At 58.2% G+C, this 25,742-nt stretch carries 28 protein-coding genes; 21 read left to right on the forward strand and 7 right to left on the reverse strand.

From position 1 onward, the window contains the following. The first annotated feature begins 5 nt into the window (after nt 1-5). Entirely contained in the window at nt 6-1,631 is a 1,626-nt protein-coding gene (locus ACO6BQ_RS02280) for a peptide chain release factor 3 (RefSeq protein WP_489119317.1), read from the forward strand. Nucleotides 1,632-1,815: 184 nt separating this feature from the next. On the opposite strand, the gene ACO6BQ_RS02285 is transcribed toward ACO6BQ_RS02280, so the two are convergent. Further along, nucleotides 1,816-2,169 carry a hypothetical protein gene (locus tag ACO6BQ_RS02285; RefSeq protein WP_489119318.1) on the reverse strand — a complete coding sequence of 118 codons (354 nt, stop codon included), beginning with the start codon at nt 2,167-2,169 and terminating at the stop codon, nt 1,816-1,818. Nucleotides 2,170-2,182: 13 nt separating this feature from the next. After that, nucleotides 2,183-3,547: an FAD-dependent oxidoreductase gene (locus ACO6BQ_RS02290; protein ID WP_489119319.1), complete on the reverse strand. Its 1,365-nt coding sequence runs from the start codon at nt 3,545-3,547 to the stop codon at nt 2,183-2,185. Between the two features lie 162 nt (nt 3,548-3,709). Here ACO6BQ_RS02290 and ACO6BQ_RS02295 point away from each other — a divergent pair, with 162 nt between their 5' ends. Continuing rightward, nucleotides 3,710-4,402: a Crp/Fnr family transcriptional regulator gene (locus ACO6BQ_RS02295; RefSeq protein WP_489119320.1), complete on the forward strand. Its 693-nt coding sequence runs from the start codon at nt 3,710-3,712 to the stop codon at nt 4,400-4,402. 64 nt (nt 4,403-4,466) lie between these two features. On the opposite strand, the gene fumC is transcribed toward ACO6BQ_RS02295, so the two are convergent. The 4 genes from fumC to ACO6BQ_RS02315 form a co-directional block, all read right to left on the reverse strand. After that, on the reverse strand, nt 4,467-5,831 hold the full coding sequence (gene fumC, locus ACO6BQ_RS02300) for a class II fumarate hydratase (RefSeq protein WP_489119321.1): 1,365 nt from the start codon (nt 5,829-5,831) through the stop codon (nt 4,467-4,469). An 82-nt stretch (nt 5,832-5,913) separates the two neighbouring features. Beyond that, nucleotides 5,914-6,399: a Gx transporter family protein gene (locus tag ACO6BQ_RS02305; RefSeq protein WP_489119322.1), complete on the reverse strand. Its 486-nt coding sequence runs from the start codon at nt 6,397-6,399 to the stop codon at nt 5,914-5,916. A 1-nt stretch (nt 6,400) separates the two neighbouring features. Continuing rightward, nucleotides 6,401-6,739 (reverse strand): NusG domain II-containing protein, encoded by a 339-nt coding sequence (locus tag ACO6BQ_RS02310; protein WP_489119323.1) that lies wholly within the window; start codon nt 6,737-6,739, stop codon nt 6,401-6,403. 434 nt (nt 6,740-7,173) lie between these two features. Then, nucleotides 7,174-7,623, reverse strand: coding sequence for a hypothetical protein (locus ACO6BQ_RS02315; protein WP_489119343.1), 450 nt, complete (start codon nt 7,621-7,623; stop codon nt 7,174-7,176). A 134-nt stretch (nt 7,624-7,757) separates the two neighbouring features. Between ACO6BQ_RS02315 and ACO6BQ_RS02320 the strand changes: the two genes are divergently transcribed. The 8 genes from ACO6BQ_RS02320 to ACO6BQ_RS02355 all read left to right on the forward strand — a co-directional run bounded on the left by ACO6BQ_RS02320 (nt 7,758) and on the right by ACO6BQ_RS02355 (nt 15,297). After that, complete coding sequence (locus ACO6BQ_RS02320; protein WP_489119324.1) at nt 7,758-8,591, forward strand: Cof-type HAD-IIB family hydrolase; 834 nt, start codon at nt 7,758-7,760, stop codon at nt 8,589-8,591. A 4-nt stretch (nt 8,592-8,595) separates the two neighbouring features. Then, on the forward strand, nt 8,596-9,390 hold the full coding sequence (locus ACO6BQ_RS02325; protein ID WP_489119325.1) for an HAD family hydrolase: 795 nt from the start codon (nt 8,596-8,598) through the stop codon (nt 9,388-9,390). Between the two features lie 11 nt (nt 9,391-9,401). Continuing rightward, a complete protein-coding gene (rapZ, locus tag ACO6BQ_RS02330) occupies nt 9,402-10,313 on the forward strand; it encodes an RNase adapter RapZ (protein WP_489119326.1) in 912 nt (303 codons plus the stop codon). Between the two features lie 3 nt (nt 10,314-10,316). Further along, complete coding sequence (locus tag ACO6BQ_RS02335) at nt 10,317-11,612, forward strand: gluconeogenesis factor YvcK family protein (protein ID WP_489119327.1); 1,296 nt, start codon at nt 10,317-10,319, stop codon at nt 11,610-11,612. 1 nt (nt 11,613) lies between these two features. Beyond that, complete coding sequence (gene whiA / locus ACO6BQ_RS02340; protein ID WP_489119328.1) at nt 11,614-12,534, forward strand: DNA-binding protein WhiA; 921 nt, start codon at nt 11,614-11,616, stop codon at nt 12,532-12,534. Nucleotides 12,535-12,540: 6 nt separating this feature from the next. Then, the gene (locus ACO6BQ_RS02345) at nt 12,541-13,398 is read left to right on the forward strand and encodes a polysaccharide deacetylase family protein (protein WP_489119344.1); all 858 of its coding nucleotides are present in this window, start codon (nt 12,541-12,543) and stop codon (nt 13,396-13,398) included. A gap of 31 nt (nt 13,399-13,429) precedes the next feature. Continuing rightward, nucleotides 13,430-14,659: a copper amine oxidase gene (locus ACO6BQ_RS02350; protein ID WP_489119329.1), complete on the forward strand. Its 1,230-nt coding sequence runs from the start codon at nt 13,430-13,432 to the stop codon at nt 14,657-14,659. A 113-nt stretch (nt 14,660-14,772) separates the two neighbouring features. Next, nucleotides 14,773-15,297 (forward strand): methyl-accepting chemotaxis protein, encoded by a 525-nt coding sequence (locus tag ACO6BQ_RS02355; RefSeq protein WP_488785178.1) that lies wholly within the window; start codon nt 14,773-14,775, stop codon nt 15,295-15,297. A 46-nt stretch (nt 15,298-15,343) separates the two neighbouring features. On the opposite strand, the gene ACO6BQ_RS02360 is transcribed toward ACO6BQ_RS02355, so the two are convergent. After that, nucleotides 15,344-15,799 (reverse strand): nitrous oxide-stimulated promoter family protein, encoded by a 456-nt coding sequence (locus tag ACO6BQ_RS02360; RefSeq protein ID WP_489119330.1) that lies wholly within the window; start codon nt 15,797-15,799, stop codon nt 15,344-15,346. Nucleotides 15,800-16,117: 318 nt separating this feature from the next. On the opposite strand from ACO6BQ_RS02360, the gene ACO6BQ_RS02365 reads away from it, so the two are divergent. The 11 genes from ACO6BQ_RS02365 (at nt 16,118) to ACO6BQ_RS02415 (ending at nt 25,668) form a co-directional block, all read left to right on the forward strand. Next, nucleotides 16,118-17,368, forward strand: a complete 1,251-nt coding sequence (locus ACO6BQ_RS02365; RefSeq protein ID WP_489119331.1) for a sensor histidine kinase — start codon at nt 16,118-16,120, stop codon at nt 17,366-17,368. Further along, a complete protein-coding gene (locus tag ACO6BQ_RS02370) occupies nt 17,365-18,816 on the forward strand; it encodes an aminotransferase class I/II-fold pyridoxal phosphate-dependent enzyme (protein WP_489119332.1) in 1,452 nt (483 codons plus the stop codon). Before ACO6BQ_RS02365 ends, ACO6BQ_RS02370 begins: the two co-directional genes overlap by 4 nt. Before the next feature lies 1 nt (nt 18,817). Further along, nucleotides 18,818-19,489 (forward strand): dTMP kinase, encoded by a 672-nt coding sequence (locus tag ACO6BQ_RS02375; RefSeq protein WP_489119333.1) that lies wholly within the window; start codon nt 18,818-18,820, stop codon nt 19,487-19,489. 15 nt (nt 19,490-19,504) lie between these two features. Beyond that, the gene (locus tag ACO6BQ_RS02380; RefSeq protein ID WP_489119334.1) at nt 19,505-19,771 is read left to right on the forward strand and encodes a DUF4160 domain-containing protein; all 267 of its coding nucleotides are present in this window, start codon (nt 19,505-19,507) and stop codon (nt 19,769-19,771) included. 5 nt (nt 19,772-19,776) lie between these two features. Then, nucleotides 19,777-20,076 (forward strand): DUF2442 domain-containing protein, encoded by a 300-nt coding sequence (locus tag ACO6BQ_RS02385; protein WP_489119335.1) that lies wholly within the window; start codon nt 19,777-19,779, stop codon nt 20,074-20,076. A gap of 153 nt (nt 20,077-20,229) precedes the next feature. Beyond that, complete coding sequence (rnmV, locus tag ACO6BQ_RS02390) at nt 20,230-20,766, forward strand: ribonuclease M5 (protein ID WP_489119336.1); 537 nt, start codon at nt 20,230-20,232, stop codon at nt 20,764-20,766. Next, entirely contained in the window at nt 20,766-21,644 is an 879-nt protein-coding gene (gene rsmA / locus ACO6BQ_RS02395) for a 16S rRNA (adenine(1518)-N(6)/adenine(1519)-N(6))-dimethyltransferase RsmA (RefSeq protein ID WP_489119337.1), read from the forward strand. Before rnmV ends, rsmA begins: the two co-directional genes overlap by 1 nt. 2 nt (nt 21,645-21,646) lie before the next feature. Beyond that, on the forward strand, nt 21,647-22,426 hold the full coding sequence (locus tag ACO6BQ_RS02400) for a histidinol-phosphatase HisJ family protein (RefSeq protein ID WP_489119338.1): 780 nt from the start codon (nt 21,647-21,649) through the stop codon (nt 22,424-22,426). Between the two features lie 100 nt (nt 22,427-22,526). Next, the gene (locus ACO6BQ_RS02405) at nt 22,527-23,468 is read left to right on the forward strand and encodes an AEC family transporter (protein WP_489119339.1); all 942 of its coding nucleotides are present in this window, start codon (nt 22,527-22,529) and stop codon (nt 23,466-23,468) included. A gap of 77 nt (nt 23,469-23,545) precedes the next feature. After that, nucleotides 23,546-24,304, forward strand: coding sequence for a polysaccharide biosynthesis/export family protein (locus ACO6BQ_RS02410; RefSeq protein WP_489119340.1), 759 nt, complete (start codon nt 23,546-23,548; stop codon nt 24,302-24,304). Nucleotides 24,305-24,321: 17 nt separating this feature from the next. Then, nucleotides 24,322-25,668, forward strand: coding sequence for a GumC family protein (locus ACO6BQ_RS02415; protein ID WP_489119341.1), 1,347 nt, complete (start codon nt 24,322-24,324; stop codon nt 25,666-25,668). The last annotated feature ends 74 nt before the right edge of the window (nt 25,669-25,742 follow it).

Raw genomic sequence — 25,742 nt, forward strand, 5'->3', positions numbered from 1 at the left:
AGACTATGGCAGAATTGAAAGAAGAACTCGCGCGCGAAATCGCAAAACGGCGCACATTTGCCATCATCTCACATCCGGATGCGGGTAAGACGACGCTGACCGAGAAATTGCTGCTCTACGGCGGGGCGATCCACCTCGCCGGCTCGATCAAGTCGCGCAAGACACAGCGTCACGCCGTATCCGACTGGATGGAGATCGAGAAGCAGCGCGGCATCTCCGTCACGTCCTCCGTCCTGCAGTTCGACTACGACGGCTATCGCATCAATATCCTCGATACCCCTGGGCATCAGGACTTTAGCGAGGACACCTATCGAACGCTGATGGCGGTGGACAGTGCCGTCATGATTATCGACGCGGCGAAGGGGGTCGAGGCGCAGACGCGCAAACTCTTTCGCGTCTGCCGTCAGCGCGGCATCCCCATCTTCACCTTTGTCAACAAGCTCGACCGCTTTGGCAAGGCTCCACTCGATCTGATGGATGAGCTCGAAAATGTTCTCGGCATCCGCTCCTATCCGATGAACTGGCCGATTGGCACGGACGGCACCTATCGCGGCGTGTATGACCGCGAGAAGAACCGCATTGAGCTCTTTGCCGAGGATGTGACGCACGGACAGGAGACGCGTGTCTCCGAGGTGTTCGAGATGGATGATCCCGCGTGGAAGGAGCGCGTCGGAGAGGAGGCTGCCGCCGCACTCTTTGACGACATTGAGTTACTGCGCGACGCGGGCGAGGAGTTCGACCGTGCAGCGGTGGATGCGGGCGAACTCACGCCCATGTTCTTTGGCTCGGCGATGACGAACTTCGGCGTGCAGAACTTCCTTGAGGAGTACATCAGGCTCGCACCGACACCCGCGCCGCGTATGTCCTCGGCGGGCATGATCGAACCGGACGATGAGCAATTCTCCGGTTTCGTGTTCAAGATCCAGGCAAATATGAACCCCGCGCACCGCGACCGCCTTGCGTTTATCCGCATCTCGTCGGGCAAGTTCGACCGCAACATGAGCGTCTGGCACGCGCCCTCGGGCAAGCTCATCAAGCTCGCCCAGCCGCAGCAGTTCCTTGCACAGGATCGCCAGATCATCGACACGGCATATCCCGGCGACATCGTGGGGCTGTTCGACCCCGGCGTATTCGGCATCGGGGATACGCTCTGCGACCCCGCGCACAAGTTCAAGTTCGAGGACTTCCCCGTGTTCCCACCCGAGCGCTTTGCGCGTGTTGCGGCAAAGGACACGATGAAGCGCAAGCAGTTCGTCAAGGGCATCGAACAGCTGACGCAGGAGGGCGCGATTCAGCTCTTTGAGCAGGTCGGTGCGGGGCTTGACAGCTACATCGTCGGCACGGTCGGTACACTTCAGTTTGAGGTGCTTGAGTACCGTCTGAAGAACGAGTACAACACGGAGATCACCATGCAGATGCAGCCGTTCGAGACGGCACGCTGGCTGGCGTTCCCCGACGGGCGCACGATCAAGCCCGCCGATCTGCGCGGTGCGGATCGCGGTATGTTCGTCCATGACAGGAAGGGCAACCCCGTTCTCCTCGTGAGCAACGAGTGGGCGCTCGGCTGGATTCGCGAGAACAACCCCGATCTGCAGCTCGGACAGGTACCGTTCGATCGCAGAGAGGCATGATAGAAAACAAGCGGGAGATATTGTCGTAGTGGCAATATCTCCCGCTTGTTATATGGATTCATTTCGCCGGAGGTCTTTTCTTATACCCGGCCATCGGGGGCGGATGTCCCTCCAAAAGCACGGCGCGGAAGGACGGCAAGCCCAAGGAAAAGGGCGATGTCACCGATATATCCACCCCATATGCTCATGGCATCTGTTTCCCGCCTGTGGCAAATGCCTCGTCTGCCCATGTGAGGAGGGCATCCTCGACACCCGTCTCATGTTCGTTCAGCGTCTGTCCTTCCGAGGTGATATAGAGGCTGCGTCCGTCCGCATAGGCGATGAGGATGTTGTAGGCGGGATTCGTCACGGTCTCCGCGCGTGCACCGTCCGCGACGGGGTGGCGGAACTCCATTGTCAGCTGCCGAATTTCGGTGTGCTCGGACGGGGGAATTCTTGGCGACTGTATGGGTGCCGCCCCAGCTTCCGCACCGAGAAAGAGCAGTGGGGCGAACAGGACGGCGAGGCAGTACCGCGTGGCTTTGTGCGCGAATGTCATCGTCGTCTCCTTTTTAGCTGAACAGATCGTTCAGTGCCTCGGTCATGGTCGGGTGGGTGTAGATGGCAGAGCCGAGCACGGCGGCAGTGATGCCGTGCTCGATTGCCATTTTCATGAGGTTGATCATCTCCTGCGACTCGGGGCAGAAGAAATGAGCACCGAGGATCGTGTCCGTCTTTGCATCAACGACTGCTTTGAGAATGCCGACGGGCTTCTTGTAGACCTGTGCCTTCGGGATGGCGGCGACCTCAAGGCGGAGGATGCGTACGTCAAAGCCTGCCGCCTCCGCCTGTGCCTCCGTCATGCCGACGCGTGAGAGGGGTGGGTCGAGGAAGACGGAGTAGGGGACGGCTCCGCGATTTGCCGTTGTGCGTGTTCCGCTGCCCGCAAGCTGATCCTTTACAATGCGGAAATCGTCGAGGGAGATGTAGGTAAACTGCAGACCGCCCGCGACATCGCCCATCGCCCATATGTGCGGTACGTTCGTGCGCAGGTGCTCGTCAACAGCGACCGCTCCACGCTCCGTCACAGCAACGCCCGCCGCCGCAAGATTCAGCCCTTCGATGTTCGGGCGGCGACCCGTTGCAATGAGGATGGCGTTCGCCGCGAGCGTCTTCTCTCCGTCCGCCGTCTGCACGACAACGTTCGCACCGCCGGCATTGTCCTCGATGCGCTGTACCTTCGCCCCCATCAGAATATGGATGCCTCGATCATTTGTATGCTGCAGGACGCGTGCGGCGATCTCCGTGTCTTCCCGCGGGATGAAGGCGTCGCCGTCCTGCACGACGGCGACGGACGAGCCGAAGTTCGCGTAGTACGATGCGAACTCAAGCCCAATGTAGCCGCCGCCGATGATGACGAGCTTCTCGGGCAGCTCGTCCAGCTCCATCATCGTCTCGCTTGTGTAGACGTGCGTGCTCTCTGCCGCACCCTCGATCGGCGGGACGAAGGGCAGTGCACCCGTATTGATGAAGATGCGGTCTGCTGTGATGGTCTGCTCTCCGTCTGCGCCGACAATGCGTACGGTATGCGCATCGACAAAGGATGCTTCTCCGTCAATGACGACAGCACCCGTGCCCGTCACCTTGGCGTAGTTCTTTTCGCGCAGCATCGCTGTGAGGCGGCGTTTCTCTGCAATCGCCGCACGATAACGCGCCGCCTTTGCCGCGAAGTCGCCGCCCGCCGCTGCCGAGAGCCGCGCACTGTACTCCAGCGACTTCGACGGGATGCAGGCGACGTTGATGCAGGTGCCGCCGTAACGCTCCTTTGACCGCTCGACGAGGGCGACCGTCTCGCCTCTCTTTGCGAGGAAGCCTGCGAGTGTCTTGCCCGCCTTGCCAAAGCCGATGATGAGATTTTGATATGATGTGTTCTGCATGGTATGCTCCATTTCTGTTGAACGTTGTATGACTGCTGCCATTATAGCATTTTTGACAATGAAGAGAAAGATTGTGGGAAAAAATGTGCGTCTCATTTACAAATTCGTGGATTCCTCCTATAATGATAGAGAATTATTCTCTGTCATGGAAAGGAGTGGACTATGCTGACGCGTGAAATACTGGCACCGCATACAGAACTCCTGCTGCAGCACGATCTGTTCGAGGGAATCCCTGCGGAAGCTCTGCCGGAACTTCTGAATGCGCTCGGTGGCGAGCTGAAGCGTTATGCGGCAGGCACAGACATCATGCGCATGGGGCGTGCGCCGATTGTGACGGGCATCATCCTCACGGGGGCAATCGAGGTGTCGTTCCTCAACGAGAACGCCGACCAGATCGACATGAATATATTCGAAGCGGGCAAGAGTTTCGGCGAGACGATGGAGGGGGCGAATCTTGCGGCGAGCCGTATGTTCGTCAAGGCACTCAGTGATACGCTGATCCTGCGTCTGCAGTTCCGACAGCTCTACGAGCGTTCTTCATGCAGTGACCCGCATCTCTGGCGGTTCACGCTGAATATGCTGCGCAGGATCTCGCAGAAGGGCATATTCTATCAGCACAAGATCCGCATCATGGGGCAGAAGAGCATCCGCGCAAAGCTCAGTGTCTATCTCCAAGCCATTTCGAGCGAGGGCGGAGAAGGACTGCGTGAGCTGAACCAGACGCAGCTCGCGCGCTATCTCGGCGTGGAGCGCAGCGCGCTCAGCCGCGAGATGAGCCATCTGCGCGACGAGGGGATCATCGACTACGACCGCAAGACCCTGCGTGTGCTCAATCCGGATTTTTTAGCAGTTTAGGAAATACTCAAAAAGACCTGCCGCTTTTTTGCAGCAGGTCTTTTTGAGTGAGGAAACGTAAATCTTACACCATCTCTTCGGGGTGGAAGACCTCGTCGAATTTTTCGGCGGTGAGGAAGCCAAGGGCGACACATGCCTCCTTGAGACTGATGTTCTCGTCGAATGCCTTGTGTGCGGTCTTTGCGGCGTTCTCGTAGCCGATGTAGGGATTGAGCGCCGTGACAAGCATGAGCGAGCGGTGGAGGTTCTCGTGCATCTTCTCGCGGTTCGCCGTGATGCCCGTGACGCAGCGGTCGTTGAACGACTTGATGGAGTCGGTGAGGAGACGTGCGGACTGGAGGAAGTCGTAGATCATGACGGGCATGAACACGTTCAACTCGAAGTTGCCCTGTGACGCGGCAATGCCGATGGTGGCGTCGTTGCCCATGACCTGTACGGCGACCATCGTGACGGACTCGCACTGAGTCGGGTTGACCTTGCCCGGCATGATGGAGCTGCCCGGCTCGTTCGCGGGGATTGTGATCTCGCCGAGACCGCAGCGCGGCCCTGCGGCGAGCCAGCGGATGTCGTTCGCGATCTTCATCATGTTTGCGGCGAGCCCCTTGAGACCGCCATGTGCAAAGACAACGGCATCCTTGCTCGTGAGTGCGTGGAACTTGTTCGGTGCAGTGACGAAGTTCTTGCCCGTCAGCTCGCTCGCTGCCTGTGCAACGGCGACATCGAAGCCCTTGGGCGTGTTGAGCCCCGTGCCAACGGCGGTACCGCCAAGTGCGAGCTCGTGGAGGAAGGGGAGCGATGCCTGCAGCTGCTTCTTCGACTGCTCAAGCATCGCGAGCCAGCCGCTGATCTCCTGTGCAAACGAGATGGGAACGGCATCCTGCAGGTGCGTGCGTCCCGTCTTGACGATACCTTCGTTCTCCTTCATCAGGCGGCGGAAGGTATCGGCGAGGAGGTCGATGCTCGGGAAGAGCCCGTCCTCAATGGCGATGACCGCTGCAATGTGCATCGCCGTTGGGAACGTGTCGTTCGAGCTCTGCGACATATTGGAGTGATCGTTCGGGTGCAGGATCTTCTCTCCCGCAATCTCGTTCCCGCGGTTCGCGATGACCTCGTTGACGTTCATGTTCGACTGCGTGCCGCTGCCCGTCTGCCAGACGGCGAGGGGGAAGTGCTCCGCGAGTTTGCCGGCGATGATCTCGTCGCACGCCGCTTTGATGGCATCGAGACGTTTGTCGTCGAGCTTGCCGAGCTTGTTGTTTGCGATGGCGGCGGATTTCTTTAGAATGCCGAACGCGTGGATGATCTCGGCGGGCATCTTCTCAATGCCGATGGGGAAGTTCTCGAAGCTGCGCTCCGTTTGCGCCGCCCAATACTTGTCTGCGGGCACTTTGACCTCACCGAGGGAATCGTGTTCGATGCGATACTCCATTTGGATTGTCCTCCTTAAATTCATTGTAGAAAGAAAAATCTGTGAAATGTAGTATAGCACAAAATATTGAAATTGAGAATATTTATCGTAAAATTTTCTGTAAAATTGTCTGTGCAGCGATGCCGATGCCGATGCCCGTCAATATCCCGACGAAGCCGAGCACGGGAGCGTAGAAAAAGAGGGTGGTCGTCTGCATGACGGCGGCGGCAACAAGGAGCTGCGCCATATTGTGTAGGAAGCCGCCCGCCGCACTGATGCCGACGATGGACAGTTGCGTGTGCTTTTTCAGCAGCATCATTGCCGCGAAACTCGCCACGCCGCCCGCGAAGCTGTAGAGCATGGGCGCAAGTCCTCCCCCGAGAGCGGATGCGAGGAGGATGCGCAGCGTGAGCATGAGTGCTGCGTCGCGTGTCGGCAGGAGATGGAGTGCGATGAGTGTGACGATGGCGGCGAGCCCGAGCTTTGCGCCAGGGACGGGCAGCGGCAGAGGGAGGAATCCCTCAAGTACAAAGAGAATGAGGGAGAGTGCTGTGAGCAGCGCAATGCGCGTCATGCGGTGAAGGTTCATATTACTTCACTTCGATGAGGAGCTTGTGTGGCAGGCAGGCGATCACGTCGCCTTTTTTTGATGCCTTTCCCGTCTTGACGCAGACGAGGTCGGGGCAGTCCGCATCGACGACGGCGATGCTTTCATCCTCGATGCGGATCGTGTTCGCTCCGTCCCCATCCGCGATGACGATGTCCTCCGTGCCCGTGTGCCCCGTGAGCGGGATGTCGTAGAGCTGCACGTTGTCCTGTGTGATAACGGCATGACGCATTTCTTTGTCCGTGCGTGTGAAAAAAAATATGGCACCGATCCCACAGAGAAGGAGCAGTGCGCCGATGAGGACGAGGTCGTGTTTCTTCATTGATGTTTCCTTTCCTTATGTGATATAATCCCCTTGCCACGGCTCTCATCCGGTCAATCAGGCACGGGAGGGGGGTTGGTGACGTGCACATCTCTGATCTATTGCTTTCGCTGCTCATCAGTGTTGTCGGGAGTGTTCTTGGCGCACTGATTGTGCAGAGGCTGAGGAGGTAGAAGCAGCCTCCACTGTGGCATCAGCCGGGTGCGTCTCATCAGCGCACAAAAAAGACCTCGGGGTCATCACTCCCCGAGGCCTTTCTATTTGGTTGGCGCATGCCCACCTCTGATTCATGATCATTATAGCATTGATAGAAAAGCATTTCAAGTGTATATGGGAATTTCGCCATAGCGGAAATGGGAGTGAGATCAAGAATGCGGTGACTGGAAAAATTTCGGTGGAGGTGTTACAATGTCTCAAGCAGAGATGCGCATCGGTCAGATGCCTTTCCCGAGTTCGCGCTGCCAGTAGGCAAGGTCGGGCTCGTTCAGCGGCAGATCGATGGTCTGCCCGTTGTCGTAGTAGAAGCGGAGGCGGATGCCCGTCGCCTTGCGGACAGCGGGGAGGCTGGCGCGGGGAAGCTCGACGAAGAATTTGTTTTCATTCTTGTAGGGGCTGTCTGCTCCCTCGACGGGACGCGGCGTGTACTTGGTGGCGGCTTTCATCTCCCATGCGGCACCGTCTGTGTAGAGAACGACATCGGGCAGGAGTTTTGCCTCGTCAAAGCGGTAGTCCCAGAGCGCGAGGGTCGCACCCTCAAGCCGCCCCTCGCCGGTATAGGATGCCTGAAAGTCGATGCGCGCATACGCGGAGAGACTGCGTGCCGTGCGATGGTCGATCTGGTAGGTGTAGGAGAGTCCGAAGATGCCCGTGAGGATGAGGAGCATACCGACGAGGATGATAAAATTGCGGAATACGTTCTGCAAGATGCTCCTCCTTTCGATGAATCATTTCGGGGTATTATAACATAGGGGAAAGCACTTTGTCAGCAACTGATGGAAATGGGAAACAGGGGGATAATATGGCGATCAAATTATTCGTATCGGATTTGGACGGGACGATGCTGCCGGACGGGAATGTGGTGTCGGCGGAGAATATTGCCGCCGTGCGCCGCGCGGTGGAGGCGGGTGTCACGGTGACGATTGCGACGGGGCGCATGTTCGAGGCGGCTCTGCCCGTTGCCCGCGCACTCGGTGTGGATGTCCCCATCATCTCCTACAACGGTGGGCTGATTAAGAGCCCGAGCGGACGCGTCTACGAGGAGCACACGGTCGATCCCGCGCTCGCGCACGACATCATCGCGTTCTGCAAGGCGCGCGGCTGGTACATCCAGAGTTACAGCGGCGGTGTTCTGCGCTATGTGGAGGCATGCGATGAGTCCCGCTTTTACGAGAACTCACAGAAGCTCACGGGCGAGGCGGTCGGCTGGGATGGGCTCTTTGCGCACACGGAGGGGAATTGCAAGCTACTCCTCGTGACGAAGGAGCTCGCGGTGACGCTCGCGCGTGCAGAGGCGGTGCTCGCTGCGTTCGGCGAACGCGTGGATGTGACGCGCTCGGCGGACTGCCTCATTGAGATCGTTCCCAAGGGGATCTCGAAGGCATCGGCACTGCGCTCCCTCGCGGAAAAGCTCGGCATCGCGATTGAGGAGACGATGGCGATCGGCGATGCGTACAACGATCTTCCCATGCTGAAGGCGGCGGGGAGGAGCATCGCCATGGGGAACGCATTCCCCGAGGTGAAAGAGGTGACGGACTACGAGACGCTGACCTGTGAGAAGAACGGTCTCGCGGCGGCGATTTATCACTATGTGCTCGGCATGGGGGCGGATGCGCCCGTGCCCATGAAGGGGTAACGGAATGGCGATCAAGCTCATTGCACTCGATCTGGATGGGACGCTCCTCACGTCGGACAAGAAAATCACGACGCGCACGAAGGACATCATTGCACGCGCCATGTCACGTGGTGTCACGGTGACGATCGCGACGGGGCGGATGCTGCGCTCGGCACTCTATTTCACGCGCCTCCTCGCCTCCGATGCACCGGTCATCTGCTGTAACGGCGGCTACGTTGGACGCGCGGAGGAAGAACCTGTCTTTGCACGTTATTTCGATCCTGCACTCGCGCGTGAGTTCCTGACCTTTGCCTATGAACGAAACTGGTATGTGAACTGGTACAGCGGCATCGCCATCTACGCACCGGAGTACCGTGCGGACTATTTTACCGCCTATCGCACGACAGCGAACTTCGTGGTGACAGAGGTCGGCAATGACTATCTGCCCTATACGGAGAATGTCCCGCAGTTCGTTCTGCGTGAGATGGAAAACGGCGTTGCTGCCTATGTGCGCGAGATACGGGCGCAGTTTGGCGACCGCCTTGTGCCGCAGCAGAATACGGGCACGAGCGTCGACATCAATCCGCTGGGTGTGAACAAGGCGGTCGGTGTGCAGGCTCTCGCGGATGCGATGGGGCTGACCCTCGACGAGGTCATGGTCGCGGGCGACGCGGACAACGACTTCGAGATGCTCGAGATGGGGGCGTTCTCCGTCGTACCGGAGAACGGGCTGGCCGAGGCAAAGGAACGCGCCCGCTATGTGACGGCATCGAACGATGCGAACGGAATCGCGCTTGCGATTGAGAAATTTGTACTGTGAGGTGATCGGCAATGGGAGAAACGAAGCGTACGGCGGAGAAGTTCCGCCCTGTGATCGTGACGGGACTGTCGGGCGGCGGGAAGTCGCTCGCAGCGCGCTATATGGAGGATCTGGGCTATTTCTGTGTGGATAACCTGCCGCCGGTCTTCATTCCGAAATTCATTGACCTCTGCCGTGAGACACACGGGCAGATCAGCCGTGCGGCAATTGTGGTGGACACGCGCAGCCGCGAGTTCTTCGATGACTTTGTGCGGATTCTCGGCGAACTGGATGCGGGGGATGTCTCCTATGAGCTGCTCTTTATCGAGGCGTCCGATGATGTGATCATCCGCCGCTACAAGGAGACGCGCCGTCCCCATCCGCTCGCGCCCGATGCGCGCATCTCGGAGGGCGTGACGCGCGAGCGCGGACAGCTCGCCCCCATCCGTGCGCGAGCGACACAGCTGATTGACACATCGAATCTGCGCAAGTCGGAGCTGCGCGACATCATCCGTCAGCACTACGATACGCACGGCGGGGATGCGGAGATGAACGTCAACATCCTCTCGTTCGGGTTCAAGTACGGTATTCCGCTCGACGCTGATCTCGTTTTTGACGTGCGCTTCCTGCCGAATCCGTTCTATGTGGACGCGCTGCGCAAGAGGAGCGGTACTGTTCCGCAGGTTGCGTCCTACATCGCGTCGTGGGAGGTGACGCAGAAATTCGAGCAGTACCTCGACGGCATGATCGACTTCCTCCTCCCGCAGTATGTGAAGGAGGGCAAGACGCAGCTCGTCATTGCCATCGGCTGCACGGGCGGTATGCACCGCAGTGTCTTTATCGCAAAGCATCTCTACGACTGCATCAAGGGCAGCTATGCGGCGCATCTCGAACATCGCGACCTCATGAAGAATGAGGTGCACGAGCATGTGAGCGAGGACTGACGGATGCATCTCATAAAATGGCTCTATCCCGGCATGGGGTTCAAACGATGGCTCTTTGTCTTTGCCATCGGGACGCTCTGCGTCGGGCTTGGAGCGGCACTGATCTTCAACTACAAATACATTGACAGCATCGAGGAGGCGATCTTCCGCTTTGTCTATACATGGCAGGGCAGCTATGACTACGGCTTTACGGCGATTGCGGGCGGCCTCATTGCACTTCTCGGCAGCGGTCTTATGCTGTTGGCCACGCGGCACATCATCCGCTCCGTCATCACCGCGCTGATGCCCGAAGGGACATCGGCGCGCCTCGTTGATCTTGTCTATGAAAAAACACGCCTGAGCCGCGGCCCTGCGGTCACGGTGATCGGCGGCGGGCATGGTCTGTCCGTGCTCCTGCGCGGGATCAAGGAACTGACGAGTAATGTGACGGCGGTGGTGACGGTTGCGGATGACGGCGGCTCGTCGGGGCGGCTGCGCGAGGAGCTCGGCATTATCCCGCCCGGTGACCTGCGCAACTGTCTCGTCGCGCTCGCCGATACCGAGCCGCTGATGGAGAAGCTCTTTCAGCATCGCTTTGAGGGGCAGAGCAATCTCGCAGGGCACAGCTTTGGCAATCTCTTTCTCGCGGCGATGGCGGAGGTCACAGGAGATATGGAGACGGCACTGCGCGAATCCTCAAAGGTTCTCGCGGTCAAGGGGCGCGTGCTCCCCGCCTCGAAGCAGTCCGTGCGCCTCGATGCGATTCTCGAGGACGGTACGGTCGTCGAGGGCGAGTCGCACATCCCGGAGGTGCCGGGACGCATCCGCCGCGTGCGCCTCTATCCGCAGGATGTCAAGCCCGTCCCGTCCGCACTCGAGGCGATTCGTACGGCGGACGCGATCATCCTCGGCCCCGGCAGTCTCTACACGAGTATCATGCCGAATCTCCTCGTCAATGGCGTTGCCGAGGAGCTCCGGAAAAGCCGCGCACTCAAGATCTACATCTGCAACGTCATGACGCAGCCGGGCGAGACGGACGGCTATACCGCTGCGATGCACGTAGAGGCAATCATCAAGCACGCGGGGCGCGGGGCAATCGACTTCATGCTCGTGAACAGTGCGCCGATCTCGGACGAACTGCGCGAGAAATATGCGGCGGAGGGGATTGCGCCCGTTGCGGTAGACGAGGCGGCGATCAATGCGCTTGGCATCGGTTTCGTCGCGGCGGACATCATCAACCAGTCCGATGCGGTGCGGCACGATCCCGACAAGCTCAGCCGCAACGTCATGCGCATGATCTACGATCTGCGGGTGAGCTGAAATGCCGTCGTTTGCCTCGGATGTCAAAAATGCGCTCTCGCGTACAGATGCGGAGCGTGACTGCTGCCGCACGGCAGAGCTTGCCGCGCTCCTGCGCATGGGCGCATCCATGGGGACGGACGGGGAGCATGGTCTCGGGCTGCGCTTTGAGGCCGCGAGTGCCGCCGTCGCACGCCGCATGATCCGTCTGCTGCGCGCGATGGATGCCTCGCTTGCGACCTCAGTTGCAATGGAGCGCACGCCGCAGCTGCGTCGTCGCACATACATTGTCAACATTGCGGCAGGGGAGGGCGTCACGCCGCTCCTCATACGCCTCGGCTTTCTCACGGGCGGCGAGACGCTGCGCACGGATGTGCAGCTCCTGCGGAAAAAGTGCTGCCGCGCGGCGTATCTGCGCGGGGCGTTTCTGGGAGGCGGCAGTGTGAACCGTCCCGAGGCACGCTGCCATCTCGAAATCACGGCAAAGAGCGCGGCACTGGGACGTGCGCTCCACACACTCCTGCGCCGGCTGCATTTCCCTGTAGGGATGACTGACCGGCGTGAGACGTACGTCGTCTATCTCAAGGAGAGCGATGCCGTCATGGACTTTCTTGCGCTCATCGGTGCGGAGGAGGCGGCGGAGGAAATTGAGGTCGCGCGCAACCTCAAGGAGGTGCGTGCGCAGGTGAACCGTCTCGTCAATGTGGAGACGGCGAATCTCCAACGTGCCGTGGATGCCGCTGCGGATCAGCTGGCGGCAATCGAGCGGCTCGCGGCTGCGGGGCGGCTCGCCGCGCTCTCCGAGGAGCTGCGTGAGACGGCAGAGATGCGCCGCGCACATCCAGAGATCAGCATGACGGAGCTCGCCGCGCTGTGTCACATCAGCAAGTCGGGCATGAGCCATCGTCTGCGGAAATTATGCACGATGGCAGAGGAGGTTTGAGTATTGATGAGAGGTATCGCACGGCAGCTTTCGGGCGGGCTGCCTCTGCCTGTGCTGCTGCTTGCTGCGTTTGCCGCATGGATTTTGACGGCAACGCTGCCGACGGGCTTTCCCATTCTCGAGTATCATATGGTAAAGGATGACGCATCTGCTGACGAACGACGCTACGTCGTGCCGCCTGAGGAGTTTGCCGCGCAGCTGGACTACCTCGCGGCGGAGGGGTATACGACGATCACGCCGCAGGACTATGCACGTGCGCGCAAGGGCAAACAGGAGCTGCCCGAAAAACCCGTCATCCTCTCCTTTGATGATGGATACGAGGACAACCACCGTGTCGTTCTGCCCATGCTCGAAGAGCGCGGCATGAAAGCGGTGTTCTATGTGGTGACGAATGATATCGGTCTTCCGGGCTACATGACATGGGACAATCTCTTTGACATGGAGCGGCGCGGTATGGAGATTGGCAGCCACACGGCGAACCACATTCCGCTGACGACACTGCCTCCCGAGAAACAGCGCGAGGAGCTGCGGCTCTCGAAGCTGATGCTCGAGTGGAAGGGGCTGAAAACCATCTACAGCTTCTCCTATCCGACGGGGGCGTATGATGCGGGGATTGTTGCGATGCTTGCCGAGGAGGACTACCTGACGGCGGTGACGGGCGAGGCGGGGCTGAACAATGTGGAGACGAATCCGTATCTCCTGCATCGTGTGAATATTCCACGGCCGCATTTCGGGCGGACAGAGTTTCGTCTGCGCCTCATGAAGGCAGACATCGCGGCGCGTCTGAATGTGCGCCTCGCGCAGCTGCCGGACGGCGTGCGCGATGGTATCGCACACCTGCGCATGGTGTTGCGTGGGGAGTAATGAGAAATGAAGGGAGTGTAAAACAGGGGCGATGGAACAGGCAAGGTTTTGGAGAATAGCAGCGGCGACGCTTGCACTCGTCTGTGCGGCGGGGCAGGCATACGCGGCGAAGCATGACGGCAGTACGACGATTGTACGCGAGCGCGGTACGGCACAGGCGAATATCCGCGACCGCATCACGCATATTCTCGGATCGACGGAGCCGCCGCGCAACCGTATCTTTTCGCCCGGTACATCGCACCTCATGCACCGTTGGCCGGTGGAGTCCTACGACACGGGCGGCACGCTGCTTTTCTCCGACAGCCCCGAGTATGTCAAGGAGGTCGGGGTTCTCTATCGGGACATGGTGACGGGGGACGCGCGCGTCCTCTACTATCATCTGAATGATACGGCACAGCCGAAGAAGCTCGCCGTCGTCCTCGAGACGGAGGCGGATCTTGCGACCGTCTCCGTGATGCGCGGGGCTGCCGCTGCACCGAGTACGGACTATCTGCATGTCGGCAAGGAGACGCAGATCGGCTACTTTGACACGCACGAGCTGAACGAGCGCATCTATGTGACGAAGGAGCGTCCGCGCCTTCTCGTGCCCACAATGAACGAAACCCTGCTCGCGCCGGGGCAGCTCGTCTACGGAGTCTACGATTTCCACACGAATGCGCCCGTGCGCGTCTCGGTTATCATGTATGGCGCGGATGTCGATCCCTTTGCCTTTCTGCGGATCGCGCGCGTCCTGCCGCGCGATGAGATCGCCCTGCGCGGGACGTTCCACGGGATGAACCGCGTCATCACAGCACAGAAACCGTATCGCCCCTCGATGGACGGCGCTGTCTACTTCCCCATCGGCGACAATCTTCACGATGTCTATCGGCACGGCATCGATGCGACGGATGGATCGACGGTCGTGAACTACGGCAACTATGGCATCCTCTATCAGATCGACATTCCGACGATGGGACGTGAAAATATACGCTACTTCCTCAGTCCGTTGGGCGGAGTCTATGCGGGCGCAATGCGCGTCGAGAGCGGCGGGAAGCGTGCTCTCCTCCAGACACCGGCGACGCGTGCCTATTTCGGCGATCAGACACTGCCGGAAGCACCGAATGTCGTACAGGCGCGTGAGGAGGGGCTGCTCTTTCTGACGCAGTACACGGAGCTTTCCGATCTCGGGACGTATGCGGCCGGACAGTCTGTGGCGTTCGAGTATTCACCGCCGGGCGCATCGAATCTGCCGGTGAATATCATCCTTATGCCTGAAAAATAACATATAAATTTTTTCATAGGAGAAGGGTTTTTCTTATGTACGTTGAATTAAAAACATAGCAAACACTGCAATGAAATCATTCAGACACGGGTGGATCAGGGAGGAAGCAAAAAATGGCAGAAGAGACGAAGATTGACCACGAGCGCCTGCTCGAAGCGATTGAGCGAATCGCAACCTCGACGCAGACGGTTTACGAGGCGATCGAGCAGGTGGCAAAGAGCGCGACGGAGCTCGCAAGTGCAGGGCAGGAGTCCGTCAAGCAGGCGAAGTTCCTGCAGGAGCGCAATGCCGACACGATCAAGGTCATCGACTTCATTACGAACATCGCGGGACAGACGAACCTGCTTGGTCTGAATGCGGCGATTGAGGCGGCGCGTGCCGGTGAGCAGGGACGCGGATTCGCCGTTGTTGCCGAGGAGGTACGCAAGCTCGCTGAGCAGTCACGCGAGGCGACGGAGCGCATCCAGGTCACGCTGAACGAGATGAACCGCGCCGTCGAGGATATCTCGAAATCCATCGAGACGACCGGCTCCATCAGTGAGCAGCAGGCGGCATCGACGCAGGAGATCACGGCGAACCTCTCGCGCGTGACGCGCGCGGCGGACGAGCTCAAGGACTACATCCGCAACCTTGCATAATCGAAAAAAGCCTCCCCCGTCGATACGGGGGAGGCTTTTTCTATGCTTATTTCTTCTTCTCTTTTTCCTTTGCGCGCGGCTTTGCCGCCTTCTCCTTTGCCTTTACCTTGTCGCTGACCTTCTTTTCCTGCTGGTACTTGGCGTAGTCGACCCCCATGCTCGCCAGCTTGTGCTTGATCGTCATGATCGGGTGGCGCAGGAACATGCCGCGCTGCGTGCTGTTCATGATGGTGAGGAATTCCTGTGTCGCCTTCGCACCGAAGCACGGACGGTCGCAGCGGTCGCAGATCGGCTTCGTGATGCCGTAGGGGCAGCGGTCGATCTTCGTAAAGACGGTGGCGAGCAGTGCCGTGCAGGAGGGGCAGAGCTTGCCGCCCTTCGGGTTGTGATGCTTGCTGCAATAGACACCGAAGGTCTTGCGAATGTTCTCTTTCTCCTTCGGGATGTTGTTCTTCAGTTCGGGGGGCTTGCGCTTCGGGAGGAAGCGGGAAAAGATGCTCATTGCGTTCACCTGTGCTTTCGTCTCATATATGTAGGACTGTATTTCTCTCCATTCCGATATTTTACCGATTTTTTAAGGAAAAAGCAAGTCTGCGTGACTTTTGCCCTGAAATGGGGTACAATGAAAAATATTGGAGTGCTTAGGAAGCCCTGATAAATTCAGCACCATCATCTTGACGCATCTTTTTTGCCCGCACTGTGTCGGCAAATCCTCCACATAGCTTTGGCTATGCGTCCGGTTTGCCTCCTTGTTCGGACGAAAAAATCTACGCCAATCTGACGGACTTCATTTTATCAGCGATTCCCTTAGGAGGGTGCGATGCGAACGAGTGGAAGACGGCGGAGAGATGCGTACCTGCCGGAGGAGCAGATCGGGGAAGGCCTCGAGGAGGGGCAGCTGCGCAGACTGCTGACCAGTACGATTGATGCGATTGAGGACAATAAGACACAGATTTTCGACATCTATCAGAATACACGCAGCGAGGTGGATGATGCGCGGGAGCGTCTGACGGAGTTGAAACAGCGTGTCGCGGAGACAATCGCGCGTGTGGATTCGCTTGCCGCAGAGGAGCAGAAGGCAAAGCAGCGGCTTGCAGAGGTGAGCCGCAATTTTGCCGAGCACACGGAGGATGAGATCCGCAGTGCGTACGAGACGGTCTCAATCATCCAGATCAATCTCGCAATCGAGCGCGAGAAGGAGCAGACGATGCGCGTGGAGCGCGACAAACTCGAGATCCGTCTGCGCTATCTCTACAATGTTGTAGCACGTGCGGAGCATATGGCACTCTCCATCGGCTCGGTGCTCAGCTATCTTAGCACGCAGGTGAGCGGTGTGCTCTGGAAGATCGAGGCGGTGCAGAAGGACAAATTCGTCGGTGCGCGCATCATCAAAGCAACGGAGGAGGAGCGCTACCGCATCTCGCGCGAGATCCACGACGGTCCCGCACAGGAACTTGCGAACGTGCTCTTTATGACGACCATCACGGAACGCCTCATGGATCAGGATATGGATGAGGCGAAAAAGACGCTTGTGGAGCTGCGCGGCGAGCTTCGCAAATGCCTCACGGGTGTGCGGCAGATCATCTTCGATATGCGTCCGATGGCACTTGACGATCTGGGGCTGCCGCAGGCGGTGGAGCAGCTGATTCGTCTGTTCGGCGAGCGCGGCAAGCTGCGCGGGACGTTCAGCCTTGAGGGGACGCACTACGCGCTGCCGAAGCATGTGGAGATTGCCATTTTCCGCATTGTGCAGGAGGCTCTGAACAACGTCGTGCATCACGCGAAAACGGACAAGGTGCGTGTGCGCATGCACTATACGGCACAGGCTCTGACGGTGCTGATTGCGGACGACGGCGTCGGTTTCGATACGAACCGTGTGCCGGAGGAAAAGGAGAAGCCGGATGCGCTCGACATGGAAACGCAGCGGCGTCTGCGCGGGCGTCACTTCGGTGTGATCGGTATGGAGGAGCGTGCGAAGATCATCGGTGCGGCGATCCAGATTCTCTCCGAGCCGGGCAAGGGAACGAAGGTGCATCTGCGCGTGCAGAATCGCATGATGGAGGACGCTTGAACGCGCCGCTCGCCGAGGCTGTGCTCCGCTATGCGGGACTTGGTGTTCTGCCATGTCACACGCCGGGGCACAAGGGCGGGCGCGGGGCTCACCCCCTGCTGCACCGCTTCTTTACAGAGGAGGGGCTGCGTGCGGATGTCTCGCTCTCGGCAGAGCTCGACGATCTCCATTTGCCGACGGGCTGCATCCGTGCGGCGGAGGAGCTGGCGGCAGAGGCGTACGGTGCGGATGCGGCATACTTCATGGTGAATGGGACGACGGGCGCGCTCCATACAATGCTGCTCGCTGCGCTTGCGCCGGGAGATGTGCTCCTCGTACCGCGCAATGTGCACCGCGCGGTTGTGGGGGCGATGATCCTTACGGGCGTACGTCCCGTCTATATGCAGCCGGAGATTGACACACGGCTCGGCATTGCGATGGGGGTGTCGCTGCGTACCGTGGAACGTGCCGTGTGCGAGCACCCCGAGGCACGCGCCGCGCTCCTCGTCTATCCGACGTACTACGGTGTGGCGACGGAGCTCGCTGCCATTGCGGATTTCCTCCACGCACAGGATAAACTCCTCCTCGTGGATGCGGCGCATGGGGCGCACTTTGCGTTCTCCGATGAACTGCCGCCGTCTGCGATGGCGGCGGGGGCGGATCTCTCGGCAGAGAGTACACACAAGCTGCTCGGCTCGCTGACGCAGACCTCAATGCTCCTCGCACGCGGCGAACGCGTGCCGACGGAGCGGATTCGTGCGGCGTCGGGCATTGTGCAGTCGACCAGTCCAAATGAAATCCTGCTCGCCTCGCTCGATCTCGCACGCGCACAGATGGCGGGAGAGGGGCGGGAACGTCTCGCCGTTGCGATTCGTGCAGCAGAGGAGCTGCGCCGCCGCATCAACGAAATCGAAGGGCTCTGGGCATTCGGCGCAGAGCACATGGGTGCGGACGGGATGGCGGCACTCGATCCGCTGAAGATCACGGTGCAGGTTACGGGACTCGGACTCTCGGGCTTTGCGGCGGAGGCGGAACTGCGGCGGCGCGGTATCGCGTGCGAGCTTGCCGATGCACGGAATGTGCTGCTGCTCCTCTCGTACGCGGATGGGGAACGGGAGACGGAACGTCTTTTTGCGGCACTTCGGGGCTTGGCAGAGGAGAATGCTCCGCTGTGTATTTCACGCGGGGCAGCATCCTTTTTGGCACTGCCGGCGATTCCGGAGACGGCTCTCGCGCCGCGCGATGCGTATTTTGCACGCAGTGAGCATATCGATGTCGGGGCGGCTGAGGGGCGGGTCGCGGCAGAGACGATTGTGTTCTATCCGCCGGGGATTCCCGTGCTCGCACCGGGCGATGTGATCGACGGTGCGACGCTCGCGTATCTGCGCGCGATGAAGGCGGTCGGTGCGCGTGTTGTCGGGGCGGCGGATGCGTCGCTCGGAACACTCATGGTGATTGCGAAAGGCTGATATGGCAAACGGAAAACTCTTTATCATCGAGGCGGGGGACGGCTCGGGCAAGGAGACGCAGACACGGCTTCTCACGGAGCGGCTTGTGCGCGAGGGGCATCGTGTTGTGCCTGTCACATTTCCTGACTACGCGGCGGACTCCTCCATGCTCGTGCGGATGTATCTGCGCGGCGACTTTGGCGCACATGCGGATGACGTGAACGCATACGCCGCGTCGACGTTCTTTGCCGTTGACCGCTACGCCTCCTATCGGACAAAGTGGGGGAGGGACTATGCGGCGGGAGCGATCATACTTGCTGACCGCTACACCACGTCCAACATGGTGCATCAGGCGGTGAAGCTCATAGATCCGGAGGAACGCGACACGTTTCTGGACTGGCTCTGTGATCTTGAGTTCCGCAAGATGGGATTGCCCGTGCCCGATGCCGTCTTCTTCCTCGACATGGAGCCGCGCGCGGCAGAGCGCCTGATTGCGGCGCGTGCGAGGGCAAAGGGGGCTGCGCCCGACATCCACGAGCGCGATGCCGCCTACCTCGCACGTGCCCACGATGCCTACGTCCTCCTAGCCGTGCGTTACGGCTGGGTGCGGATTCCGTCAAGTATGGATGGAGAGCCGCTGCCGATCGAGGAGATTCATGAGAGACTGTATGGGGAGGTACAGAGATTTTTGTGAATGGGAGGGCGTAATATGCCTGAAATCAGTTTGTTCTTTGGCATTCGTATCACGATTTACTACAACGACCACAACCCGCCGCATATCCATGCAGAATATGCAGACAACAAAGCGGCGATTGATATACAAAATGCGTGTGTTCTAAGCGGATTTCTTCCCAATAGGCAGCTGAAGATTGTTCTTGCTTGGTGTGTTCTCTATCAGGATGAACTAATGCAGAACTGGGAATTGGTCAAGAGCGGAAAGTCTCCCAATCCAGTTCCGCCAATGCGAAGGATGTGACCACGATGGATTCTCGTTTTTTCCCCGAGGTGTTACAGGTTGTGCCGGGGGATAGTTATATCGTCTACGCCTATTTCAACGACGGTACGGTGCGACGCTATGATGCTTCGGAGCTTGTCATGGGGACGGGCGTTTTTGCACGGCTGCGCGACCAGCAGATTTTTGTCAATACGATGACCGTTATGAATGGCTCTGTGGCATGGGATCTCGAAGGAAATCGTGATGCGTCGAAGTGTATTGACATCGATCCCTTTGTCCTCTATGAATCCCCTGTAGTAAAGGATCCACTTGAGGAATCCGCATAATTCCCTCAAGCCTGTCTTGTGTTATGGTGGAGAAGTCGGTGTACCATAAACTAAAAAGCCTCCCCCGTCATAACGGGGGAGGGGGACCACGTGAAGCGTGGTGGAAGGGGCGAATTCTGTGACTCATGAGAGCAAGGAGCGTAAGAGCCGATTGTGATTAAAGAAGTCATCATTGTCGAGGGGAAGATGGATGTGCGGGCGGTGCGGCGTGCGGTCGAGGCGGACTGCATCATCACAGATGGCTTTCGCCTGCGCAGCATGGCGATCAAGAACATCCGCGCCGCGTACGAGAAACGCGGCATCATCGTCCTCACCGACCCCGATACAGTGGGGGAGCGCATTCGGGCACGCCTCACAGAGATGTTCCCGCGTGCCCGTCATGCCTTCATTCCCGTCGAGGATGCGACGAATCTGGGCGATGGCGATATTGGCATCGAACAGGCAAGCCCTGCAGCAATCCGTGCCGCACTTGAAAAGGTGCGGACACCGATGGATGCACCCGTAGAGATTTTCTCAATGGCGGATATGATGGCGCACGGGCTGACGGGCACGGAGGATGCCGCCGCACGGCGAGCACGTCTTGGACGCGTTCTCGGGCTTGGTTTTGCCAACGCGAAAACATTTCTCCGTCGTCTGAACACCTACGGGATTACCCGCGAGGAATTTATATCTGCAATAGAGGAGCTATAATGAACGCAAGTATTCCCGTTATCGCCGACCCCAAGGTTACGCGCCATATTCTCAGCGCATTTCATCTGCGTGCGAGCAAACGCCTTGGGCAGAACTTCCTCGTTGATCGAGGTGTTGTGCAGGGCATTGTCGACGCGGCAGAACTCTCCCCAGAGGACACTGTGCTTGAGATCGGACCCGGCATCGGGACGCTCACGCAGGGGCTTGCCGAGAGCGGTGCGCGCGTCGTTGCCGTTGAGCTGGACAAAAAGCTTCCCGCCGTACTCGCGGAGACACTGAAGGGCTACGATAATGTCACGATTATACCGGGCGATATTCTGAAGCTGAACATCATGGAAACGCTCGGGCTTCCTGCGGGAGAACGATTCAAGGTTGTCGCAAATCTGCCTTACTACATCACAACGCCGATCATTATGACGCTTCTCGAACAGCGGCTGCCGATCGAGCGGCTCGTTACAATGGTGCAGAAGGAAGTCGCCGTCCGCATGACGGCACGTCCCGGCTCGAAGGACTACGGCGCACTTTCCATCGCTGTCCAGTATTTCACCGTTCCGCGTATGGTCATGGACGTGCCGCCGCGCTCCTTCCTGCCTGCGCCCGAGGTGACGAGTGCCGTCATCGCCTGCCAGGTGCAGGATGTACCGACGGTTCAGCCGCACGATGAAAAACTCTTCTTCCGTCTCGTTCGCGCCGCATTTATGCAGCGGCGCAAGACACTTCTCAATGCCCTTACGGGGGCGGGGCTGACCAAGGAAATGAGCCGTGCGGGGCTTCTGGCGGCGGGTATCGCGGAGAATATGCGCGGCGAGCAGCTCTCCCTTGCGGATTTTGCACGCCTGTCCGATGCGGTAGGGAATCTGGAGATGCAGGAGGTGTGAAGATGTTTTTTGACAGTCATGTTCATACGGAGTTTTCCGCTGATTCTGAGATGAAGGCGGCGGATGCGCTTCGAGAGGCGGCGAAGCAGGGACTCGGACTCGTATTCACTGAGCATCTGGACTATGACTTTCCATCGGCGGGCACGGAGGAGTTTATCTTCGATCCTGCGGCGTATTGGGCGGCGTATGAGCCGCTCCGCGCCAAGGGTAATCTATCGCTCGGTGTCGAGATGGGCATGATGGCGAGTGCACGCGAAAAAAATGCCGCATTCCTGCGGCGTGTTCCATTTGATTTCGTGCTCGGTTCGATTCACTTTCTGGATGTGAAGGATCTCTACTATCCCGAGACCTTCGAGGGGCGTGAGAAACGGGAGATGTATCACGAGTACCTCACCGTCATGCGCGACGAGATCTATGCGCATCCCTTTATCAATGCACTCGCGCACATTGACTACATCGCACGCAACGCCCCCTTTGACAATCCAGAGCTTTCCTACGGGGATTTCACCGACGACATCGATGCCGTCCTGCGCGCCCTCGTCGAGACGGATACCGTCATCGAGATCAATACGCGCCGCCTCGGTACCCCGCGTGGCATCAAGGAACTTGCGCCTATCTATCGCCGTTACTATGAACTTGGCGGACGCTATGTCACCGTCGGCTCGGATGCACACGTCCCCGACGGTGTCGGTCGGAACTATGACCGCGCACGTGAGCTTACCCGCGCCTTTGATTTGCAGATTGTTACGTTTCGTGAGCGGCAGATGCAGATCTGTGAGTAAAACACAGCGAATTTATCGACTTCGGTGCAAGTGCTTTTATACGTTGCCTCTCCACCTCTTTCCTGTTATAATACAGTCGAATGGGTGGGGAGGCTTTTTTGTGCTCAGCAATTTTTTTGTCGCGCTCGGCGGCGTTGTTCCCCTCTTCTGTCTGATGGCGGTCGGCGTTTTCGTGAAACGTTCGCGTCTTCTCAGTGAGGAAGAACTTCGGCATATGAATCGCATGGTGTTCCGTGTGTTCTTCTTCTTTATGATGTTTTACAACATCTACATCTCCGATCCGGGGACGGCATTCCAACCCACACTCATGCTCTTTGGTGCGGCCGGTGTGCTGCTCACGGCACTCGTCTTTACGTGTATTGTCTGCCGCATTGAGCCGGAAAATGCGCGGCGAGGTCCGATGATCCAGGCGGCCTTTCGCGGCAATTACGTCCTCATGGGTATCCCGCTCGTCAGCAACATCTTTGGCGATGCGGCGATTGCGATTCCGACCATGATGATTGCAGTCATCGTTCCCATCTATAATATACTCGGTGTGCTCGTACTTGAGACCTTTCGCGGCGGACGATTTGACCTCCTGCCGATCCTGCGCAGCGTTCTCATGAATCCCATGATCTTGGGAGCAATTACGGGGGCACTGTGTCGCCTCGTAGAGCTGCCGATTCCTGCGCCTGTGCTGAAGCCTGTCGCACAGATCGCGGCGGCGACCACGCCCGTTGCACTCATCATTCTCGGTGCATCTTTTCATGGTGGGAGCTATCACGCACATTTGCGCCAACTCATCTTTTCGGTTGCCTCACGGCTCATCATTGTGCCTGCCATCGTGCTTTCGCTTGCAATCGTACTTGGCTTTCGCGGTGTCGAGCTCGTGACACTCATCGCCGTGTTTGCCACACCCTGCGCCGTCGCCGGCTTTGCCATGGCGCAGCAGATGCAGGCGGATGCCGAGCTTGCGGGTAATAGCGTCGTCTACAGCAGTGCCCTCGCCTGCTTTACCATCTTTGGTTGGGTGTTTTTGTTTAAGATGTTGGAGCTTTTTTGAAAACATGGATACCTTGACAGCTTGTTTGAATTTTATATAATTAGGACTGGATTACGATATAAAGGAGTCAGACACTCATGATAGGGAAGAAAAGTCTTGCGGTTGTTGGTGTATGTACGCTGATCGGCTGTCCTGCGATGTCGGATATGCCCGCATATGCGGCAGGTAATATGCCTGTCCGTGCAGAGGCGGTGAGCGACATGCCGTATCATATCGTTGAGGGCGGCGACTTCAAAGTCGCGACGCTCCAACCGGATCGTCTGCTTGAGACCTATCGTCTGACGAAGTACGATGTTATCGATATCCAGGTCATCGGACTCCCCGGCGGTGCCGACATGAGCGATGTTATGGTTGGTCCCGACGGCTATGCCCAGCTTCCCTATGCAGGATCGGTCAAACTCGCGGGGATGAGCTTGGATGAGGCAAAGGAGATCCTGATGGAACGTATGGGGCAGTATCTGCGTTTCCCGGACATGTCACTTATCATGAAATCCTATGGCCCTCGTAAGGTCTATGTCATGGGGGAGGTCGGCTCACCGGGCATACACGATCTCGGTGTGGATAATCTCAACGCATATGCAGCGATTTCCTCTGCCGGCGGCATCAAACGCCGCGGTCGCAGCACGCAGGTACAGGTGCTGCGCGTTGTGGGCGATACCATGTACTATAAGACGCTGAACATCAAGAACTATATCAAGAAACACGATCTCACACAGAATGTCGTTCTGCAGGATGGCGATATCGTCTACGTGCCGCGCTCGAACGGCATCAAGTTTGATGAGGACATTTTGCCGTATATCAACGTGTGGACGATGTATAAGGCAATGAAGGACTGAGGGGAGAGGAATAGCTTATGGAACACAATGAAGACACGATTGACCTCTCGCGCCTCTTTCGGGTGATGGGGGATCACAAGGTCGTTCTCTTTGGCATTATAGCAATCTGCGCACTTGTCGCTCTCGTGATTGCGTTTGTCTTGCCGAAACAGTATGAGTCCACGACACTTGTCCAGACACGCAGCGCGGCAAAGGTTGACATTTCGGGGACAGTTGCTGCGATGGCTGCACTTGGCATAGGCGGCGGGAGTGTTTCCTCCCCGACCACGAATTATATCGAGCTGATGAAAACCCGAACTGTGCTTGATCCGATTATCGACTCTCTTGGTTTTGAGGAGGATCAGAAACCCGACGCGAAGGGCTTTGCAAAGGGATACCTTGATATTCGCAATACAAAGGGAACGAATCTCATTGAGGTTGCTGCACGCGGTAAAACGCCCGAAGAAGCACAGAGAATCTCACAAGCTGTGGTAGATAACTTCCTTCTCATGCAGACCGATATGAACCAGCAGACGCAGTCACTCCTCATGAAATTTCTCGATGAACGCATTGGAACCGCAAAGCGTGAAACTGAGGAGGCGGAGGCGAAACTGGCCGCGTTTAGTCGTGAACACAAGTTGTATAGCCCTGACGATCAGGCAAAGGCTGCGATCGAGCAAATGGCGGCATACGATAAGGCGATTGGAGAAGTAGAGGTCGCCGCACGGTCGGCACAGGCCTCCCTTGACGCAGCGAACGAGAAACTCGGCGAGCAGAAGTCCGCAAGCAAGGCGTATAACATCTCGGATAACTCTATCGTACAAAAGATTCGCGACCAGATTGTAGCCAAGCGCCTTGAGATCGTCAGCCTTGAGCAGAACTATACTGATCTTCATCCGAGCGTTCAGCGTGCGCAAAAGGAATTAGAGCAACTGCAGAACAGCCTCGACGCAGAAGTGCGTGCGACGGTTGAATCCGATGCAACAACACTAAACCCGACGCAGTCGCAGCTTCTCAGTAGCCGTGCACTTGCTGCCGTCAACCTTGCTGTTGCAACGGCGAGTGAGAGCGCGTTGAAAGAGCAGCAGGCGAAGAAGGAAGAAGAGCTTGGCACATTCCCAGATGATGTCATGGAGTATATGCGTCTTAGCCGTGATTCTACGATTAAGAATGAGGTCTATCTGAACCTCGTCAAGCAGTACGAGCAGAACAAGATACAGGCGGCGATGGAGAGCATGGATATCCAGATCATCGATGCGGCGAATTTGCCTGACATCGAGAGACCTGTTGCACCACGGAAGAAATTGATTACAGCGATTGGCTTTGTAACGGGAGTTCTTCTTGCCATGGGGTACAGTCTGCTTGCCTATCGGCGTGAAGCATAATACAGGAAAGGAGGAGAGCATAAGGTTGAAAGTACAGCCGGTAAATAAAGGCACACGAAAACAGGTCACAGAGT

The organism is Centipeda sp. (in: firmicutes), assembly GCF_057271695.1.

Bases quoted from the DNA above. Each gene is read 5' to 3' on its own strand.
- ACO6BQ_RS02280 (WP_489119317.1), top strand. From the start codon at position 6: ATGGCAGAATTGAAAGAAGAACTCGCGCGCGAAATCGCAAAACGGCGC.
- ACO6BQ_RS02285 (WP_489119318.1), bottom strand. From the start codon at position 2,169: ATGACATTCGCGCACAAAGCCACGCGGTACTGCCTCGCCGTCCTGTTC.
- ACO6BQ_RS02290 (WP_489119319.1), bottom strand. From the start codon at position 3,547: ATGCAGAACACATCATATCAAAATCTCATCATCGGCTTTGGCAAGGCG.
- ACO6BQ_RS02295 (WP_489119320.1), top strand. From the start codon at position 3,710: ATGCTGACGCGTGAAATACTGGCACCGCATACAGAACTCCTGCTGCAG.
- fumC (WP_489119321.1), bottom strand. From the start codon at position 5,831: ATGGAGTATCGCATCGAACACGATTCCCTCGGTGAGGTCAAAGTGCCC.
- ACO6BQ_RS02305 (WP_489119322.1), bottom strand. From the start codon at position 6,399: ATGAACCTTCACCGCATGACGCGCATTGCGCTGCTCACAGCACTCTCC.
- ACO6BQ_RS02310 (WP_489119323.1), bottom strand. From the start codon at position 6,739: ATGAAGAAACACGACCTCGTCCTCATCGGCGCACTGCTCCTTCTCTGT.
- ACO6BQ_RS02315 (WP_489119343.1), bottom strand. From the start codon at position 7,623: ATGCTCCTCATCCTCACGGGCATCTTCGGACTCTCCTACACCTACCAG.
- ACO6BQ_RS02320 (WP_489119324.1), top strand. From the start codon at position 7,758: ATGGCGATCAAATTATTCGTATCGGATTTGGACGGGACGATGCTGCCG.
- ACO6BQ_RS02325 (WP_489119325.1), top strand. From the start codon at position 8,596: ATGGCGATCAAGCTCATTGCACTCGATCTGGATGGGACGCTCCTCACG.
- rapZ (WP_489119326.1), top strand. From the start codon at position 9,402: ATGGGAGAAACGAAGCGTACGGCGGAGAAGTTCCGCCCTGTGATCGTG.
- ACO6BQ_RS02335 (WP_489119327.1), top strand. From the start codon at position 10,317: ATGCATCTCATAAAATGGCTCTATCCCGGCATGGGGTTCAAACGATGG.
- whiA (WP_489119328.1), top strand. From the start codon at position 11,614: ATGCCGTCGTTTGCCTCGGATGTCAAAAATGCGCTCTCGCGTACAGAT.
- ACO6BQ_RS02345 (WP_489119344.1), top strand. From the start codon at position 12,541: ATGAGAGGTATCGCACGGCAGCTTTCGGGCGGGCTGCCTCTGCCTGTG.
- ACO6BQ_RS02350 (WP_489119329.1), top strand. From the start codon at position 13,430: ATGGAACAGGCAAGGTTTTGGAGAATAGCAGCGGCGACGCTTGCACTC.
- ACO6BQ_RS02355 (WP_488785178.1), top strand. From the start codon at position 14,773: ATGGCAGAAGAGACGAAGATTGACCACGAGCGCCTGCTCGAAGCGATT.
- ACO6BQ_RS02360 (WP_489119330.1), bottom strand. From the start codon at position 15,799: ATGAGCATCTTTTCCCGCTTCCTCCCGAAGCGCAAGCCCCCCGAACTG.
- ACO6BQ_RS02365 (WP_489119331.1), top strand. From the start codon at position 16,118: ATGCGAACGAGTGGAAGACGGCGGAGAGATGCGTACCTGCCGGAGGAG.
- ACO6BQ_RS02375 (WP_489119333.1), top strand. From the start codon at position 18,818: ATGGCAAACGGAAAACTCTTTATCATCGAGGCGGGGGACGGCTCGGGC.
- ACO6BQ_RS02380 (WP_489119334.1), top strand. From the start codon at position 19,505: ATGCCTGAAATCAGTTTGTTCTTTGGCATTCGTATCACGATTTACTAC.
- ACO6BQ_RS02385 (WP_489119335.1), top strand. From the start codon at position 19,777: ATGGATTCTCGTTTTTTCCCCGAGGTGTTACAGGTTGTGCCGGGGGAT.
- rsmA (WP_489119337.1), top strand. From the start codon at position 20,766: ATGAACGCAAGTATTCCCGTTATCGCCGACCCCAAGGTTACGCGCCAT.
- ACO6BQ_RS02400 (WP_489119338.1), top strand. From the start codon at position 21,647: ATGTTTTTTGACAGTCATGTTCATACGGAGTTTTCCGCTGATTCTGAG.
- ACO6BQ_RS02410 (WP_489119340.1), top strand. From the start codon at position 23,546: ATGATAGGGAAGAAAAGTCTTGCGGTTGTTGGTGTATGTACGCTGATC.
- ACO6BQ_RS02415 (WP_489119341.1), top strand. From the start codon at position 24,322: ATGGAACACAATGAAGACACGATTGACCTCTCGCGCCTCTTTCGGGTG.